Origin of the sequence: Pseudomonas sp. NPDC096917, from assembly GCF_044762555.1 — a bacterium.
Lineage (GTDB): Bacteria > Pseudomonadota > Gammaproteobacteria > Pseudomonadales > Pseudomonadaceae > Aquipseudomonas.
The window spans coordinates 277,752-294,427 of sequence record NZ_JBIWEO010000001.1 but is presented as its reverse complement, the minus strand read 5'-3'; the positions used below and the strand labels follow the sequence as shown (position 1 = coordinate 294,427).

The 16,676-nt window shown below is 57.7% G+C and carries 16 protein-coding genes; 1 reads left to right on the top strand and 15 read right to left on the bottom strand.

Translation table 11 applies throughout. The features are described 5' to 3' along the window. Positions 1-258 precede the first annotated feature (258 nt). Positions 259-1,164 carry a LysR substrate-binding domain-containing protein gene (locus tag ACIQYF_RS01375; RefSeq protein ID WP_402855742.1) on the bottom strand — a complete coding sequence of 302 codons (906 nt, stop codon included), beginning with the start codon at positions 1,162-1,164 and terminating at the stop codon, positions 259-261. Positions 1,165-1,385: 221 nt separating this feature from the next. Between ACIQYF_RS01375 and ACIQYF_RS01370 the strand changes: the two genes are divergently transcribed. After that, positions 1,386-2,564 (top strand): MFS transporter, encoded by a 1,179-nt coding sequence (locus tag ACIQYF_RS01370; protein WP_402856178.1) that lies wholly within the window; start codon positions 1,386-1,388, stop codon positions 2,562-2,564. Positions 2,565-2,639: 75 nt separating this feature from the next. On the opposite strand, the gene gspM is transcribed toward ACIQYF_RS01370, so the two are convergent. The 14 genes from gspM to ACIQYF_RS01300 form a co-directional block, all read right to left on the bottom strand. Continuing rightward, entirely contained in the window at positions 2,640-3,107 is a 468-nt protein-coding gene (gspM, locus tag ACIQYF_RS01365; protein WP_402855739.1) for a type II secretion system protein GspM, read from the bottom strand. Continuing rightward, the gene (gspL, locus tag ACIQYF_RS01360; RefSeq protein ID WP_402855736.1) at positions 3,104-4,213 is read right to left on the bottom strand and encodes a type II secretion system protein GspL; all 1,110 of its coding nucleotides are present in this window, start codon (positions 4,211-4,213) and stop codon (positions 3,104-3,106) included. The genes gspM and gspL overlap by 4 nt, the downstream gene beginning before the upstream one ends. After that, positions 4,213-5,067 (bottom strand): type II secretion system protein GspK, encoded by an 855-nt coding sequence (locus ACIQYF_RS01355; protein WP_402855732.1) that lies wholly within the window; start codon positions 5,065-5,067, stop codon positions 4,213-4,215. Before ACIQYF_RS01355 ends, gspL begins: the two co-directional genes overlap by 1 nt. Beyond that, positions 5,067-5,627 (bottom strand): type II secretion system minor pseudopilin GspJ, encoded by a 561-nt coding sequence (gene gspJ, locus ACIQYF_RS01350; RefSeq protein WP_402855729.1) that lies wholly within the window; start codon positions 5,625-5,627, stop codon positions 5,067-5,069. The genes ACIQYF_RS01355 and gspJ overlap by 1 nt, the downstream gene beginning before the upstream one ends. After that, a complete protein-coding gene (gene gspI, locus ACIQYF_RS01345) occupies positions 5,620-5,988 on the bottom strand; it encodes a type II secretion system minor pseudopilin GspI (protein ID WP_402855726.1) in 369 nt (122 codons plus the stop codon). Before gspI ends, gspJ begins: the two co-directional genes overlap by 8 nt. Continuing rightward, a complete protein-coding gene (gspH, locus tag ACIQYF_RS01340; protein WP_402855723.1) occupies positions 5,978-6,466 on the bottom strand; it encodes a type II secretion system minor pseudopilin GspH in 489 nt (162 codons plus the stop codon). Before gspH ends, gspI begins: the two co-directional genes overlap by 11 nt. Positions 6,467-6,469: 3 nt before the next feature. Next, positions 6,470-6,910: a type II secretion system major pseudopilin GspG gene (gspG, locus tag ACIQYF_RS01335; RefSeq protein WP_402855720.1), complete on the bottom strand. Its 441-nt coding sequence runs from the start codon at positions 6,908-6,910 to the stop codon at positions 6,470-6,472. A 3-nt stretch (positions 6,911-6,913) separates the two neighbouring features. Then, positions 6,914-8,113 (bottom strand): type II secretion system inner membrane protein GspF, encoded by a 1,200-nt coding sequence (gene gspF / locus ACIQYF_RS01330; RefSeq protein WP_402855717.1) that lies wholly within the window; start codon positions 8,111-8,113, stop codon positions 6,914-6,916. 2 nt (positions 8,114-8,115) lie between these two features. Further along, complete coding sequence (gspE, locus tag ACIQYF_RS01325; protein ID WP_402855714.1) at positions 8,116-9,588, bottom strand: type II secretion system ATPase GspE; 1,473 nt, start codon at positions 9,586-9,588, stop codon at positions 8,116-8,118. Continuing rightward, a complete protein-coding gene (gene gspD / locus ACIQYF_RS01320) occupies positions 9,585-11,501 on the bottom strand; it encodes a type II secretion system secretin GspD (RefSeq protein ID WP_402855712.1) in 1,917 nt (638 codons plus the stop codon). Before gspD ends, gspE begins: the two co-directional genes overlap by 4 nt. A 9-nt stretch (positions 11,502-11,510) precedes the next feature. Further along, a complete protein-coding gene (locus ACIQYF_RS01315) occupies positions 11,511-12,038 on the bottom strand; it encodes a type II secretion system protein N (RefSeq protein ID WP_402855709.1) in 528 nt (175 codons plus the stop codon). A gap of 181 nt (positions 12,039-12,219) precedes the next feature. Further along, the gene (gbpA, locus tag ACIQYF_RS01310; RefSeq protein ID WP_402855706.1) at positions 12,220-13,695 is read right to left on the bottom strand and encodes an N-acetylglucosamine-binding protein GbpA; all 1,476 of its coding nucleotides are present in this window, start codon (positions 13,693-13,695) and stop codon (positions 12,220-12,222) included. 315 nt (positions 13,696-14,010) lie between these two features. Continuing rightward, positions 14,011-15,078: a uroporphyrinogen decarboxylase gene (gene hemE / locus ACIQYF_RS01305; protein WP_402855703.1), complete on the bottom strand. Its 1,068-nt coding sequence runs from the start codon at positions 15,076-15,078 to the stop codon at positions 14,011-14,013. Between the two features lie 162 nt (positions 15,079-15,240). Then, positions 15,241-16,659 (bottom strand): FAD-dependent oxidoreductase, encoded by a 1,419-nt coding sequence (locus ACIQYF_RS01300; protein ID WP_402855700.1) that lies wholly within the window; start codon positions 16,657-16,659, stop codon positions 15,241-15,243. Positions 16,660-16,676 lie beyond the last annotated feature (17 nt).

Sequence of the window (16,676 nt, the reverse complement as noted above, 5' to 3'; positions counted from 1 at the left end):
CTGTATCAATAAGTGCCCGAGTGTAGATGCCATATAGACAGATTCGCTACTTAATAGGGAAATGAACTACAGCACAATCTGGATAACTAGACATAAAGACGAACTTATCCTGCTTTTATGACGCTTGATGTGTGTGTAGAGGCGATACAGACACGAAGGCGATGTGGCGCTCGCGGTGGAGCATTTGCTCCATCAGGTCAAGGCGTCTGTGGATACGTTGTTGCGCTCTTAAGCCAAAGCAGCTCGCTCCTACACGGGTTATGCACTCAAGGCGTTCGCCGTCTTGCGTGTCAGCAGCTGCGCAAACGCTTTGGCCATCGGCGATGGGCTTCCTTTGCGCTGCACCAGCCATACGGCGGTGTTGGCGTCCGGGTCGAGCAGGGGGCGGTAGACCACGCCTTTGATACGCATGTGCTGGAACGATGCCGGCAACACGGACACGCCCAATCCCGCCGATACCAGCCCAATGATGGTCATGGCTTCGCCCGCTTCTTGTGAGATGTGCGGGCTGAAACCGGCCTGGCGCGCCAGGCTCAGGAGTTGCGCATACAATCCGCTGCCGTAGCTGCGCGGGAAGAAGACAAAAGGCTCGTCAGCCAATGCCTTTATGTGGAGGCCGTGTTCGCTGCCCTGGGCCAGCGGGTGTTCCGCATGAATGACGGCCACTAAAGGCTCGCTGAACAGTTCCACCGCCACCAGGGTGTCCGGCAAGGCCAGCGGGCGCATCATGCCGATTTCGATGGATTCCTCCACCAGCGCTTCGGCGACCTCGCGGCTGCTCATTTCCTTGAGGTTGAGGTGCACCGCCGGGAAGGCCTGACGGAAGGCAAAAATGGCCTGCGGGATGCTTGAGCTGAACGGCGCCGATGAAGTGAAGCCAATCTTCATTGCGCCCAATTCGCCCAGTTGCGCACGGCGGGCCACGTCGGCGGCTTTGTCGACTTGCGCCAGCACTTGGCGCGCTTCCTCAAGAAACAATCGCCCCGCTTCGCTGAGTTCGACACGCCGATTGGTCCGCTCGAAAAGGCGCGCCCCGAGTTCTTGCTCCAGTGCCTGTATTTGCTGACTTAACGGCGGCTGCGAGATGCCCAGCAACTGGGCGGCTCGGCCAAAGTGCAGCTCTTCGGCGACGGCGATGAAGTAGCGTAAATGGCGCAGTTCCATACAAACTCCATTGAGTCGTTAAACCTATCAAACAGGTCGAATAATATATTGGAAAGAATCGTTAGCGACCTATATTCTTTTTGACATTGCCGCTCGGCTTTACGCGTTATGAGGTCCCCGTGAAAACTGCTGTCGCTCCCCTCGCTCACGAAATCCCGCCATCTGCGCTGGATGATGTTGTCGCGCAACTCAACGACGCGTTTATCGAGAAAGGCACTCCGATGTTTATGCGCACGGTGCTGGCACTGTTCTCAGGCGGTTTTGCAACCTTTGCCCTGCTGTATTGCGTGCAACCGATGATGCCGATGCTCTCCCATGAATACGGGATCAACGCCGCGCAAAGCAGTCTGATTCTGTCGGTGTCCACGGCGATGCTGGCGATTGGTCTGTTGATTACCGGGCCTATTTCCGATGCCGTCGGTCGCAAGCCGGTGATGGTGTTTGCGTTGTTCAGCGCAGCGGTTTTTACCCTACTCAGTGCGTTCATGCCGAGCTGGGAAGGCGTGCTCATTACCCGCGCGCTGGTCGGTTTATCGCTCAGCGGGCTGGCCGCCGTGGCGATGACGTATTTGAGTGAAGAGATCCACCCGCAACACATTGGCCTGGCGATGGGTTTGTATATCGGCGGCAATGCAATTGGCGGCATGAGCGGGCGTTTGATCACCGGCGTATTGATCGACTTTGTAAGCTGGCACACGGCAATGCTGGTGATCGGCAGCTTGGCGTTGATCGCCGCACTGGTGTTCGTGAGGATCTTGCCGGAGTCGCGCAACTTCCGCCCACAAACCATGAACCCGCGCAGTCTGTTGAACGGTTTCACCATGCACTTTCGCGATGCGGGTTTGCCGTGGCTGTTTCTGGAAGCGTTTCTGTTGATGGGCAGCTTCGTGACGCTGTTTAACTATATCGGTTACCGCTTGCTGGCCGACCCGTACAACATGAACCAGGCCGTGGTAGGCCTGCTCTCGGTGGTGTACTTGTCGGGCATTTACAGCTCGGCGCAGATTGGCGCACTGGCTGACAAACTGGGCCGGCGCAAGGTGTTGTGGGCCGTCATTGTGCTGATGCTGGCCGGTATCGTGCTGACCCTGCTCGAACCCATTGCGTTTGTGATTATTGGCATGCTGCTGTTCACCTTCGGCTTCTTTGGCGCGCACTCGGTGGCCAGTAGCTGGATCGGCCGCCGCGCGACCAAAGCCAAGGGCCAAGCCTCGTCGCTGTACCTGTTCAGTTACTACGCGGGCTCAAGTGTTGCCGGGACAGCCGGTGGCTTTTTCTGGCACTACGCGGGCTGGAATGGCATCGGTGCGTTTATCGTCGGTTTGCTGGTGATTGCCCTGCTGGTGGCGCTGCACCTGGCCAGGTTGCCTGCGTTGCCGGGTAATACGCCTAACGCGTGAATGCCCTAATACTCTACTTGCCACGCGATCTTTTAAAAGGTCAAAAGATCGCGAGGCAAGCTCACGCCTTAAGGGTTAGGCGTTGTTGATCTGTATCTGAACCTGCCACCTGCCTGAGTCCGACTTGTCGAGTTTTACTAGGCTAAATGCCTGGATTTTCGCGCCCCTACGCTCAATATCCCCAAGCCAGTACAGCAGATGAAGTGCGCTCCCGTTGATGGTCATGCGGATAACCTGGGCCTCGACTTCAAACTGCTTAAACTCCAAATGAGTGTGCTTACTCATCTCACTGAGGCGAGTCGATAACGGTTGATCATAATCAAACTCAACAGGATCAGGCTCGGCATACTTCATGATCTCGGCTAAATCATCGTGCTTTAAGTAAAGCGCTTGAGTCGCAATCAACCGCTTTTGTGCAGGCTCCCAAAGGCCATACCAAGCGAAAATCCCCAACAAGAATGCCGCCAGTACTGCAAGCATTTGCCGGTCACGACGTGATAATTGCTTCAACTTGTCACGTATACCCAGAACATCGCGCCTCATAACCTCTCCTCCAACGTCAGTACGACATGCACCTTGTTCCCCTGCTGACTCGCGGTGCCCAACTTGATGGGCAAACCACCTTGCACGCTATTGGAACGAAACTGCTCCAACTCGGCAAAACTATTGGCCGTAATGTTCAATATCCACCCTGTGTCGGCTTTCAGTTCTATGCGCTGCACTTCAATACTGCTCGCTGCCAACATCTGTTTCACCACTTGATCCAGCCTGCGCATGTAATTGCCACCGGGCTCAATGATTCGGCTGCTTAACATCTGACGCTGGGTTTTCAAATCACCCACACGCGGGTGATTGGGGTAAATCGTTTTAAAACGCTGCTCACTGAAATCACTCAACCGTGCTATTTGGGCTTCCATCGCGTAGATCCGGGCATAGGTAAATCCCAACTCCAGGACAAATACCATCATGAGTGAGCCGAGGATCAAGCGAAAAGGAAGGCGAGTTTTCTTCATAGGTTGAAACGTTCCTTGCAACAGGTTGATAGCGTGGCTTGGGGTAGCGCTCAGTAGCGCGCCTATCTGGGCCTCACTGCCTGCCTTACACTCAGTCACACCTTCGGCAAGCTCAGGTTTAACCGCTTCCAGGTCTGCCTTAGATAACGCCAGCCGCGCATGAATGCTCCCTCCAATCATCCAGCGCCCGTCCCACTCTGCGATGCACGGTTGATCACCCGGCAACAGGTCGGCGTCCACGTGTACGCTGACGATGTTCAATCCACGTTCATGCAACTGCGCCAAAATGCTTTTGAAGCGCTGGCGGTTAATCACCAGCAATGGATAGCGGCGTTGTGCATCCATGGGGCCGACGGCGATGTGCAGTTCATCAAGGTCATCGGCCAATTGGTCTTCCACCGAAAATGCCAGCGCCTGAAGGCTCGGTCGACGCCGACCCGGCCACGGTTCAGTGAGCAGCCAACTGCACAGTTCCATGGGCAAAATCAGCTTTACGTCACGTTCTTTGAGCGCCTCGACCGCGTCGTTCAGCGACGTTTGTTCCGCCGTTGTTTGCTCGTGCCATAGGTAGACGCGGGCGTGGTTGAGGTCGGTCTGCGCAACGCTTTGGGCAGTGAGATAAAGCCAGCTGTTCATCAAGAGGATTCGCTGTGTCCAGGCGCCAAAAAGCGCCGCTGTAAAAGGCGCCATTGGCCGGTTTTGAGGTCGCGGGCCATGTCGCTTTCAAGGCGTAGGCGGCTTTGCCCCAAACGCACATGGGTGGTGATGCGAAACCAGCGGCTGGTGGTGCCCAGGCCATTGGCGTGTACGCCAAGCCCGATCAACGCCGGGGTAAAGGTGAAGTCCTGAACGCTGGCAAAACCTTGCGCCGCACGTTCAGCAATTAATCGGCTCGCCAGGGCGGGCGTCACGCCTTCGAGCGTGGCGAGCAAGGTGGTGGAAGCGGTATTGATGTTGAGCGTCGCGTCTTTGCCCAGCAGCGCGATCCAGGGTTGCATGCGCGAATACCAATGCGCATCAACGCCCCGCACAAGACGCAATTGGCTGATGTCACTCAAGCTCAACCCTTGAAGCGCACGGGCGTCTATCGGGGGCAATTCAAGCAGGGTTTGCAGACGCAGCCAGCGTTGCACCAGCACTTCGTCGACAGGGCCCTGAGTGAGCAAGGCCGTGACGTTGAAGCGTGCTGCCAGGTCTTCGATTTCAACGTCGACCTGGCCGTTGTCGATCAGCAATTGGGGTTGCCCGTTGGACCAGGCTTGCCCGGCAGCGACAGCCAATTTTGGGTCAGGTAACCGCTCATGCAAACGCTGTCGCGCCCAGGCCTCGCCGGCAAAGCCCAACTGACGCAGTTGCAGTTGATGGATTTGTTGCGCGCTGCTGTGCAGGGCCAATCGGTGGCTGCGCAACATGCCTGCGGTGATCAATAACGCCAGGCTCGTCACCAGCAGCACGGTGATCAGTGCAATGCCCTGCTGGCCCCGGCGCATCACTCGCCCTCCGGCAGCAGAATGACGCGGCGAAGGTGCTCGAAACGCCCTGCCGAGAACTGTATTTCAAGGGCTTGCGGTATACCTTTGGGCGCCGTTTTGCCGGTCGGCCAATCGTTACGCCAGCCCACGTTGCGGTCGTACAGCCGCCAGCGCAGATCCCGCACGTCGCTGAGCAGTTTTTGCTGCTGCAACTCGCCGCCTTCAATCCCCTGGCTGTAACGCCAGAGCACGCCGTTTTCCAGGCGGTAGCTGACGTCTTGCAGTTCGCTGCGTGGTTGGCCCAGCGGGTTACGCCAGTTCGCACGGCGCAGGTTGAGCTGGTTGGGGTAAAGCGCCAGACCGGGGGCCTTGACCGAGGTTTGCAGGTGCAACACATCGCGTTCAATCAACGATACCGCACGCTGCACACCGCGCAGGGCTTGCTCGTGGGCGCTGTTGCTGCGTTCGGCGCGTATCACGCCGTCAAACAAGCGCCAGCAGCCCACCCCCAGCAGGGCGAAAATGGCGATCGCAATCACCAGTTCGAGCAAGGTGAAGCCCGCCTGCAGCTTAGTCATTCGTGGCTGCCAGCCAGTTGATCATGTTGAGCAACGGCTGTTCGCTGCCCGCGGGGCTGACACCCAGTTCCACACGTAACAGGCCGCTATCGGGCTCGGCCACGATGTATTGGGTCACGCGCCACTCACGCTGGGCAAAACGCTGAATGAGGGTCTTTCGGCCAGCCACCAAAGGCTGTGATTGCAAACGCAATTCGTTGAGGTGATTGTCGGCCACCCAGGTGGCAAACATCCGGGCTTCGACGCGGGAACTTTGCCCCAGCACATACTGGCTGGCCGACATGACCGCAGCCACCAGGGTGGCGAACACGGCCAGGGCAATCATGACTTCCAACAAGGTAAATCCTTTTTCAGCCTTCATGCGGCGTCTCGGGCACTTCGATCAGCGGATCGCCAAGGCCATCACTGCTGATGCTCAGCCAGCGCAGCGGCGGGCTGTCTAAATGCAAGGTAAAGGGGGTGTTCTCATCACTGCTCAGCCAGAGCAATTGCGGCGTGTCCACGCCCGCGGTGAGGCTGTGCGAGCGCCCTTCCAGGCTCAGGCTCAGCACAACCCCAGACGGCAACTGCACGGGTGCCTCTACGCTCTGCCAGGTGTCGGCCTCATAGCGCATCAGTTGGTAGGCTTCGGGCTCCAGCCGCAGGCCATACTCCAGCCCATCCAACACGGCCTTTTCGCGCAACCCCTGCATCAATCCAAGCAATACCTGAGCTTCTTGCTGCGCATCGCGGGCGCGGTTGTCGCCCTGGCTGATGTGCACCATTGAGACCAGCACACCTATCAGCACGATGACCACCATCAGCTCAATCAGGGTGAAGCCCAGCGATGAACCACGCATGCCTCATTGGCTCCAATTGCCGATGTCGGCAGCATGCTCTTCACCGCCGATCACACCGTCCGAGCCCAACGAAAACAGGTCATAGCCCGCCGAGTGGGTACCCGGATTGAGGTATTGATACGGTGTGCCCCAAGGGTCGACCGGCAGGCTTTTAAGGTAGCCCTGCGGGTTCCAGTTTTTCGCCACCGGGGCGCCGGACGGGCGGCTGACCAGCGCCTCAAGGCCTTGCTGGGTCGAGGGGTAGTTGAAGGTGTCGAGGCGGTACATTTCCAGCGCGGTGCTGATGGCCTGAATATCGGTGTGGGCAGCCGTGACTTTGGCCTGGTCAGGCCGGCTCATGAACTGCGGCACGACAATGGCGCCCAGCACGCCGATGATGACCACCACTACCATGATTTCAATCAGGGTAAAGCCACGCTGAGTAGATTTTCGAGAAGACTTCATCGGTCAATTCACCAGTTGATTGAGGCTAAGGATCGGCAACAGGATGGCCATGACGATCAGCAAAACCACGCCGCCCATCAGCACCAACATGATTGGTTCAAACAAACTCACCACCAGGGCAATGCGCGCCGCCAGGGTTTTTTCCTGCTGTTCGGCAGCCCGCGCCAACATGCTGTCCAGCTCACCGGCGCGTTCGCCGCTGGCAATCAGGTGCAGCATCATGGGCGGGATGTCCCCGCTGCGCTCCAGCCCACGGGCCAGGGTGCCGCCTTCGCGAACGCCGCGCGCGACATCGAGCATGCGTTGGCGAATGGCGAGGTTGGCAATGACCGTGGCCGAGATTTCCAGGGCATCCACCAGCGGCACGGCGCTCTTGCCCAGAATCGACAAGGTGCTGGCAAAACGGGCTGCCTCCATAGCGCGCAACACCCCGCCCACCATGGGCAGGTTGAGCAGCAGCGCATGCCAGCGACGTTTCAGTCGTGGTTGCAACAATGCCCATCGCGCCGCGCTTATTGCGCCGAGCAACAGCACCAGCAACAGCCAGCCGTAGTGACGCAAGCCATTGCTCAGGGCGATCATCGCCTGAGTCAGCACGGGCAGCGGCTGGCCGCTGTTGACGAAGATTTTGACCACGTCCGGTACGACGTAGCCCAGCAGAAAGCCGACGATGGCAAACGAGGCGATCAATAAAATCAGCGGATAAACCAGTGCCAGCTGGATCTTCTGGCGCGAGGCATGACGGGCTTCGGTGTAGTCAGCCAGTTGTTCGAGCACATGCCCCAAATGGCCGCTGCGCTCACCCGCCGCCACAGTGGCGCGAAACAGCTCCGGGAACGCTCGCGGGAATGCCGACAGCGCCGTGGCCAGGGCATGGCCTTCGGTGACGCGGCTGCGCACAGCGATCAATACCGTGCTCACGTGGCGCTTGGCGCTCTGTGCCGCTACCGCGCCCAAGGCTTCCTCAAGGGGCAGACCGGCATGGATCAAGGTCGACAGCTGCCGCGTGACAAGGGCCAGGTCGGTGACGCCAAGCCGTGCCCCTGACTGCGCCGAGCGGCTGGTTTTGGCTTCGCTCAAACGGCTCGGGCGCAAACCGCGCTCACGTAATAACTGCCGCGCCTGTCGCGCACTGTCGGCCTCTTGCTGACCTCGGCAGTTACGCCCGTTGGCGTCCTGCGCCCGATATTCGAAGGTCGGCATGTTCAGTCCTCCAGGGTCACGCGCAGCAGTTCGTCAAAGCTGGTCAGACCTTGGAGCACCAAACGCTGGCCGTCCTGAAACAAACTGGGAGAGTGTTCGCGCGCTTCACGGGTCAAGTCCGGTTCGCTGGCGCCCTGATGAATCAAACCCGCGAGCGCAGGCGTGATGCCGATCAGTTCATAAATCCCGGTGCGTCCGCGATAGCCCTGCTGGCACTGGCTACAGCCCTGCGGCTGATACAAGGTGACGACTGCCTGTGAATCAAGCCCCAAGCGCTGGCATTGTTGCGGCGCGGCGCGATAAGGGGTTTTGCAGTCAGCACACAAGGTGCGCAATAACCGCTGGGCCAGCACGCCGACCAGCGAGGACGCCAGCAGGTAGGCATCGATGCCCATGTCCACCAACCGGGTGACGGCGCCGATGGCACTGTTGGTGTGCAAGGTCGACAGCACGAGGTGCCCGGTCAACGAGGCCTGCACGGCAATTTCGGCGGTTTCGTGGTCGCGGATTTCGCCGACCATGACCACGTCAGGGTCCTGACGCAAAATCGCCCGTAAGCCACGGGCAAAGGTCATGTCAGCTTTGGTGTTGACCGGTGTTTGACCAATGCCGGGCAGGTGATATTCCACCGGGTCTTCGACGGTCAGGATGTTGCGCGTGGGGTGATTGAGGTGACTGAGCGCGGCATACAGGCTGGTGGTTTTGCCTGAACCTGTGGGGCCGGTCACCAGGAAGATGCCGTGGGGTCGGGCCAGGATGTGTTCAAAGCGGCTCAAGGTATGCGCGGTCATGCCCAGATAATTGAGGTCCAGGCGCCCGGCCTGTTTATCGAGCAGACGCATCACCACGCGCTCGCCGTGGGCCGAAGGCAAGGTCGAGACCCGCACATCCACTTCATGCCCCGCCAGGCGCAGGCTGATGCGGCCATCTTGCGGCACGCGTTTCTCGGCAATGTCCAAGCGCGCCATGACTTTGATCCGTGACACTAGCAGGTTGGCCAGCTCACGTTTGGGGCGCAGCACTTCGCGCAGTTGGCCGTCGATGCGCATGCGCACCGACAGGTAATGCTCGAAGGTTTCCAGGTGCACGTCTGAGGCCTTTTCGCGCATGGCTTCGCGCAACAGGGCGTTGATCAAGCGAATGATTGGCGCGTCACCTTCCTGCTCCAGCAAGTCGGCCGTTTGCGGCACTTGCTCGGCCACGCTCATCAGGTCGAGTTCGCTGTCCAGTCCTTGCGCCACTTGCTCGGCGGCGCTTTGCCCGGCGCTGTAGCTGCTGGTCAGGCGCTCGCTGAAGAGCGTATCCGGAACACGCTGCACCACCACGTCAACACCTGCCCAGCGCCGCACTTCGGCCAGCACGGTCAGCGGTGTATCGCTGCGTATCAACAGGCTCGCGGGGCAGGTCGAGTGGTCCAGCAACACCCCGAAACGCCGGGCAAAGCTGTAGGGCAAGCGCACGGGCGGCAGGCTCATGGGCGGACAGCTTTGGGTCGGCGCAGGTCAACGGCATCAGGGTCTTGCAGGTTGCCGTCAAACATCTGATGCGGGTCGCTGGGCAGTAACAACGAGTTGCTGTCTTTGGCCGAGGGCTGACTGAGATTTCGCAGAGCGTTGTAACGGTCTTCGCTGATCTCGCGGATATCGTTTTTGCTGCGCACGATGGTCGGGCGCAAAAACACCATCAGGTTGGTTTTGGTATGGGTGTCTTTGTTCCAGCGAAACAGCGCGCCCAAAAAGGGGATGTCGCGCAGCAATGGCACGCCGCTGACCTGAGTGCGCACGCTGTCCTTGATCAAACCGCCTATGACAATGATTTCGCCGTCTTCAGCCAAGATGGTGCTTTTAAGGGCGCGCTTATTGGTGATGAGGTCGGTTGAGTCCACCCCTTGCAGCGAAGGTGCAAGTTCGGAGTTTTCTTGCGCGACTTCCAGGCGCAACGAACTGCCGTCATTGATGTGCGGCTTGATTTTGAGGCTGATACCAATGTCTTGACGGGTCACCGTGGTGAAGGGGTTTTGCGAGCCTTCACCCGTTCCGGTGTAGGAGCCGGTTTTGAAAGGCACGTTTTGCCCGACCAAAATTTCGGCTTCCTGATTGTCCAGGGTGAGCAGGCTCGGCGTAGACAACACGTTGTTGTTGGTATCACTGGCCAAGGCCGAAATCAGCGCATTGAAGCGATCACCGCCCAATTGCAACACTGCACCTTCTGGCAGTTGCGGGGTGTCGCCCGCCATCGCGCCGATTTGAATGTTGGTGCCCGGGAAGGTAATACCCCCTTGGGCGCTGCCCCTATTCACACCCCATTGCACACCGAGTGTGTCCACAATATCGCCGGATATTTCGACGATGGCGGCATGGATCAACACTTGCGAGCGCGGCTGATCAAGCTGGCGAACGATGCTTTCCAGATTACGGACCTTGGCCGGATCCGCCATGATCACCAAGGCGTTTTGGCTTTCATCGGCAGCCACCATAACCTCGCTGACAGACCCCTTTTGCGCGGCACCGGCCAGCGCTGTTTCCTGCTGCATACCCTGTGCGACGGTTTCAAGCACCTCGGCCAATTGCTTGGCGTCACTGTGACGAAGGCGAATCACCCGCGAGTTATCGGACTGCTGGGTGGGCACAGTGTCCAGCGACTTCGCCAGCTTGCTCAGGCGTTCGCGTACCTTTTTATTGCCCAGTATCACCAACCGATTGGCCGAAGCATCGGCAATTACCTGGCTGACGGGGCCGGTGCTTTTTTTGTCCAGTGACTGTTGCATCACCTTGGCCACATCGCTGGCCAGAGCATGACGCAATGGCACCACCGAGTAGTCATGCCGGGTGCCGCCATCCAGTTGCCGAACCAGACCTGCAATGCGCCGGGTGTTGGAGGCCGTGTCGGTAATGATCAACGCATTGGCCGAAGCGGAAGGCCCGACATAGCCGTTAGCAGACACCAACGGACGCAGCAACCCGGCCAGATCGGTCGCCACACTGGCATTGAGTTCGATGACTTGAGTCACAAACGTTTGATCAGCCCCCTCGGGGTTGCCAGCGCGGGCCTTGGCCTCGGCGGCAGGAATGATCAGTAAACGATCGCCTTGGTCGACGATCGCAAAACCGTGTGCATCCAGCACCGCGTAAAACAACTCGCGCACGCCTTCACGGTCTAGCGGCGCTTCAGACATTACGGTGATACGGCCCTGCACACGTGGATCGAGTACCACCGTGGCGCCCAGTACCGTGGACATTTCCTGGACGACATCGCGCAACTCGGCGTCTTTCATCGCCAGTTGCCAATGCGGCTCCTCAGCGACAACCCCGCTTGGGAATAACGCGGTGCTCAACACCGCACAGCACAGTAAAAGACGGCCGATGCCGAACACGTTTGGCCTGATCATGAGGGTTCTCTAAGGTTGCTCGGCAAGGGGCCGCAAATGAAAGGAGGTTGTCGGTGCATGGGTGGCTGGCATCTGAGTGGCGGGCAATACGTACCGGCTCGCGGGTTTTAGCAGCAGACGTTCCTCCCGGTTGTTGCGCCAAAGCACCACGTGCGACACCTCAATCCGGCGCAGCACGCTGCCACCCGGCAGCCGTTCCCCGACTCGGTAAAAACGCGATTGCTGGCTGCCTGCCAGCAGTGCGTGCGACGCGCCGTTGCTGGACACAAAACTGGCGCGCAGCTCCAACGGCTCGGCACTGTGTGCCAACGGCCCTTGGGGCGAGAGGCCCAGCACAGCGGCGATGGCATCAGGCTTGAATGGCGCCGGCGCAGGTGCAGGTACGCGCTCAGGCAGGGCGGTCGGCACAGCCAATGATTGGCGATATCCCCACTCTTGCCAGGTCAAATACGCGCCATAGCCCACAGGCAAGCCCAGTAAAAGGACTCTCAACAAAAGGCCAGCATGGCGCGAAAGTGCGCCAGCAAAAATATTCAAAACCTTTCCATCAGTCAGCCAGTCATGAATTCAAAAAAACGTGTGGTATGACACGTGTATTTTCAAAATAAAAAAGTCATCAATTGTCAAACTTTAAGCATCGGACAAAGCCGGCCCTTACGTTAAACATTAAACAAAGGCTGGATTGTTTAATAAACAATCCAGCCTTGATCACACGGACTTACTTCTCAGTCCACGCCATGTTCCAGTTCGCGCCGATACCTGGCTCAAATCCATTGGCATTTGGGTTGTATTGAATGCAGTAGCCCGAGTTCGGGAATACCTGGCACTCGTACACTTTGTCATTTTTAGGCTGCAGAACCAAAGTACCAGCCTTGTAATTGGCAATACCTTCAGGGAATACATAGTCGTATTCATGAGCACCGCCTTCACCGGTCAGGTTGAGCGTTTTCAGTTCCTGGAAGTTCTCACGGCCATCTTCGCTGGTAGCGATCAGCTTCAAGAAGTGTTCACCCGGAGCACTGATTACCGCAAGGCTGACAGGTGCGGTGGTAGCGTTTACGGTTTGCTTGGTATAGCCCACTTGCTTGTTGGCAGCGTTGAACACCGTCGCTTCCAGAGTGATGTTTTTGTTGCTCATCACGCTAAAGCCTACGGTGCCACGGCCCTTCTCCAGCACATATTCCGGTGCGACATCGTGCACATGCATGTACGCATTTGGGTCCTGGACCATCACGGTTTGCATTTCGTAGCGGGTTACGCCACTTTCGGCCTTCGTATAAAGGGTGTTGGCACCTTTGATCGGTTCGATGTCACCGTTTTCATTACGAACGCCTGCACGCACTAAAGGCTTATTCGCCGCGTTGATGGCCTGTGCCAATTTGTACGACCAGTTGGCAGGCTGACCTTCCTCTGGCTTTTCAATGTCTACGCTAAAGCTGTATTCGGCGCTCTCCGAACTGCCCGTGAACGCACGAGCCCTGACCGAATCACCGGGTAGCAGGGTTTGGGTCTGTGAAATGCCGCCTACGTTTTTCCAGCCATCTGGATCCGGGCCTTGGGCGGTGATGTTCACATCCACGACGTCATAGAAAGAAGCGGCGGTGTCATCTACCGTCCAGACACCCAAAATAATGTGGTGACCGCTGCGATCTGATGGAATCGAGCAACTGTGTTTTTCTTTGCCTTGGCCATTGCCACCGGCAGCGCCATCAATCGGTACGCCACCGCCGCCGTCAACCTGGCAGAACGGCGTCAGCTCAAAGCTCTCACGAGAAATAGGCTCGTTGGGTTTCCAATCGCTTTTGGTAATGAAGTACTGCCAGCCTGTACTTTTATGCGCAGCGGTATAGAACCAGCTGAATTCGATGTTGTGATCCTTGATTTCAGTCAGGTGCCAACGGTTGGCAGACTGAGCATCGAGTGCCCCGAAGCTGGCATGGCCACCGCTTGCAATCTTGCCATCAGGCGGACCGAATTCAGGAAAACCCTTAGGGGCTTCGCCGACTGTCTGCGGCTCATACTGAGCCTGGCCGCAGTCAATATTCAGCCCTTGCTGGCAAGCATAGGCACGCGATGGCGGTGAGTTCATGTAACCGTGGGCGGCAGCTTGTTGAGCTGTAAACATGGCTGCCATCAACGTCAAGGATGATGCATAACCCATTAAAGCTCGCGACTTTAAAGGTGCAATATTCATATAAGCCTCATTCTATTTTTTATTAAACACATGGAATCTGCGCACTCAATCAATTGCACACAGATGAAAACAGTTGGATATGACAGATAGAACGAAAAAAAGCATGACTACTATTTATTAGGAAATATCCTACAAAGAAGCCCAACACTCTGTAATCCACTCACGATCGCGGTTGGAAAGTCTACTTAACTTAATGATTTAATATGTAGGATTAATCCCAAATAAGCTGTCGATATATCCTTATTCTAAATATATACCCCCCTTAAAAACAAAAACGCCCGGCATTAACCGGGCGTTGGCATACCTCTATCGCACTTACTCGTGATATTGCCCCGAGAACTCATGCACAGCACTGATAAATGCACCGGCATGTTCAGGTTTTACTTCAGGGGTAATGCCGTGGCCCAGGTTAAAGACATGGCCCGAACCTTTGCCGTAGCTGGCCAGAATGCGTTTGACCTCGGTGCGGATTACTTGCGGGTTGGCATACAGCACGGTCGGGTCCATGTTGCCTTGCAGGGCCACCTTGTTACCGACGCGTTTACGGGCTTCACCCAGGTCGCAGGTCCAGTCCAGACCCAGCGCATCGGCGCCCGCGTCGGCGATGCTTTCGAGCCACAGGCCACCGTTTTTGGTGAACAGGATCACCGGCACCTTGCGGCCTTCGTGCTCGCGAATCAGACCGCTGACGATTTTGCGCATGTAAGCCAGTGAGAATTCCTTATATGCCGCCGACGACAGGTTGCCACCCCAGGTGTCGAAAATCTGCACAGCCTGAGCGCCCGCCAGGATCTGCCCGTTAAGGTACGAGGTCACGGACTGCGCCAGCTTGTCGAGCAGCAAGTGCATGGCCTGCGGGGTGTCGTAGAGCATGGCCTTGGTTTTGCGGAAGTCTTTGGACGAGCCGCCTTCCACCATGTAGGTGGCCAGCGTCCATGGGCTGCCCGAGAAGCCGATCAGCGGCACACGACCATTGAGTTCGCGGCGAATGGTGCTGACTGCGTTCATCACGTAGCCAAGGTCTTTTTGTGGATCAGGAATCGGCAATGCTTCGATGTCAGCCAGCGTGCTCACGACCTTTTTGAAACGTGGGCCTTCGCCGGTTTCGAAGTAAAGGCCTTGGCCCATCGCATCGGGGATGGTCAGGATGTCGGAAAACAGAATGGCCGCGTCCAACTGAGGGAAGCGGTCCAGAGGCTGCATAGTGACTTCGCAGGCGAATTCGGCATTCTTGCACAAGCTCATGAAATCACCGGCCTTGGCGCGGCTGGCGCGGTACTCCGGCAGGTAGCGACCGGCCTGACGCATCATCCAGACAGGCGTTACGTCTACGGGTTGCTTGAGCAAAGCGCGAAGGAAACGGTCATTCTTGAGATCAGTCATGTCAGCATCCGGAAAAAAAGTGGGGGCATTTTCTCAGAGACGGACGCAAAAGGCACGGCAAGAGCCGTGCCTTTTATCTATCGGGTCGATTTGTCGCGGGATGACGACAATATCGACTTCCTGTAGTTGCTGGCGAAGGCTGCGACTACAGGTTTAAGACTGTTAAACGCCCAGGTAGTCCATGATCCCTTCTGCCGCCGTACGACCTTCGAAGATCGCCGTGACGACCAGGTCAGAACCGCGCACCATGTCACCACCGGCAAAAATCTTCGGGTGGCTGGTCTGGTGCTTGAACTGCGACTGCTCTGGGGCAATGACGCGGCCCTGGCTGTCGGTCTGGATGTCGAACTGCTCAAACCACGAAGCCGGGCTCGGACGGAAACCGAACGCGATGATCACGGCGTCTGCCGGGATAATCTCTTCGGAACCCGGAATCGGCTCAGGGCTGCGACGGCCACGGGCATCCGGCTCGCCGAGACGGGTCTCGACCACTTTCACGCCTTGAACCTTGCCTTCACCCACGATGGCAATCGGCTGACGGTTGTAGAGGAATTTGACACCTTCTTCCTTGGCGTTTTTCACCTCTTTGCGCGAACCGGGCATGTTGGCTTCGTCACGACGATACGCGCACGTCACCGATTTGGCGCCCTGGCGGATCGACGTCCGGTTGCAGTCCATGGCCGTGTCACCCCCACCGAGCACCACAATCTTTTTGCCTTTCATGTCAACGAAGTCTTCCGGCGACTTTTCAAAGCCCAGGTTGCGGTTGACGTTGGCGATCAGGAAGTCCAGCGCGTCGTGCACGCCCGGCAAGTCTTCACCGGCAAAGCCACCTTTCATGTAGGTGTAGGTGCCCATGCCCATAAAGACTGCGTCGTACTCTGCCAGCAGTTCTTCCATGCTGATGTCTTTGCCGATTTCGGTATTGAGACGGAACTCGATACCCATGCCGGTGAAGACTTCGCGACGATGGCTCAGAACGGTTTTTTCGAGTTTGAACTCCGGGATACCGAAGGTCAGTAGACCGCCGATTTCCGGGTTTTTGTCGAAGACCACCGGGGTCACGCCGCCACGCACCAGCACGTCAGCACAACCCAAGCCCGCAGGCCCGGCGCCGATAATGGCCACGCGCTTACCGGTCGGCACCACCTTGGACATGTCCGGGCGCCAGCCCATGGCAAAGGCGGTGTCAGTGATGTACTTCTCGACCGAACCGATGGTCACCGCGCCGAAACCATCGTTGAGGGTGCACGCACCCTCGCACAGACGGTCTTGCGGGCACACCCGGCCGCACACTTCGGGCAGGGTGTTGGTCTGGTGCGACAGTTCAGCGGCGGCGAGGATGTTGCCCTCGGCCACCAGCTTGAGCCAGTTGGGAATGAAGTTATGCACAGGGCATTTCCATTCACAGTAAGGGTTACCGCACCCCAGGCAGCGGTGGGCCTGCTCGGCCGACTGCTGGGGTTTGAAAGGTTCGTAGATTTCCACGAACTCTTTTTTGCGTTGACGTAACAGTTTCTTCTTCGGATCTTTGCGCCCGACATCGATGAACTGGAAGTCGTTACTCAGACGTTCAGCCATGGTTAAAACCTCATCAA

Bases quoted from the DNA above. Each gene is read 5' to 3' on its own strand.
- ACIQYF_RS01375 (WP_402855742.1), bottom strand. From the start codon at position 1,164: ATGGAACTGCGCCATTTACGCTACTTCATCGCCGTCGCCGAAGAGCTG.
- ACIQYF_RS01370 (WP_402856178.1), top strand. From the start codon at position 1,386: ATGTTTATGCGCACGGTGCTGGCACTGTTCTCAGGCGGTTTTGCAACC.
- gspM (WP_402855739.1), bottom strand. From the start codon at position 3,107: ATGAGGCGCGATGTTCTGGGTATACGTGACAAGTTGAAGCAATTATCA.
- gspL (WP_402855736.1), bottom strand. From the start codon at position 4,213: ATGAACAGCTGGCTTTATCTCACTGCCCAAAGCGTTGCGCAGACCGAC.
- ACIQYF_RS01355 (WP_402855732.1), bottom strand. From the start codon at position 5,067: ATGCGCCGGGGCCAGCAGGGCATTGCACTGATCACCGTGCTGCTGGTG.
- gspJ (WP_402855729.1), bottom strand. From the start codon at position 5,627: ATGACTAAGCTGCAGGCGGGCTTCACCTTGCTCGAACTGGTGATTGCG.
- gspI (WP_402855726.1), bottom strand. From the start codon at position 5,988: ATGAAGGCTGAAAAAGGATTTACCTTGTTGGAAGTCATGATTGCCCTG.
- gspH (WP_402855723.1), bottom strand. From the start codon at position 6,466: ATGCGTGGTTCATCGCTGGGCTTCACCCTGATTGAGCTGATGGTGGTC.
- gspG (WP_402855720.1), bottom strand. From the start codon at position 6,910: ATGAAGTCTTCTCGAAAATCTACTCAGCGTGGCTTTACCCTGATTGAA.
- gspF (WP_402855717.1), bottom strand. From the start codon at position 8,113: ATGCCGACCTTCGAATATCGGGCGCAGGACGCCAACGGGCGTAACTGC.
- gspE (WP_402855714.1), bottom strand. From the start codon at position 9,588: ATGAGCCTGCCGCCCGTGCGCTTGCCCTACAGCTTTGCCCGGCGTTTC.
- gspD (WP_402855712.1), bottom strand. From the start codon at position 11,501: ATGATCAGGCCAAACGTGTTCGGCATCGGCCGTCTTTTACTGTGCTGT.
- gbpA (WP_402855706.1), bottom strand. From the start codon at position 13,695: ATGAATATTGCACCTTTAAAGTCGCGAGCTTTAATGGGTTATGCATCA.
- hemE (WP_402855703.1), bottom strand. From the start codon at position 15,078: ATGACTGATCTCAAGAATGACCGTTTCCTTCGCGCTTTGCTCAAGCAA.
- ACIQYF_RS01300 (WP_402855700.1), bottom strand. From the start codon at position 16,659: ATGGCTGAACGTCTGAGTAACGACTTCCAGTTCATCGATGTCGGGCGC.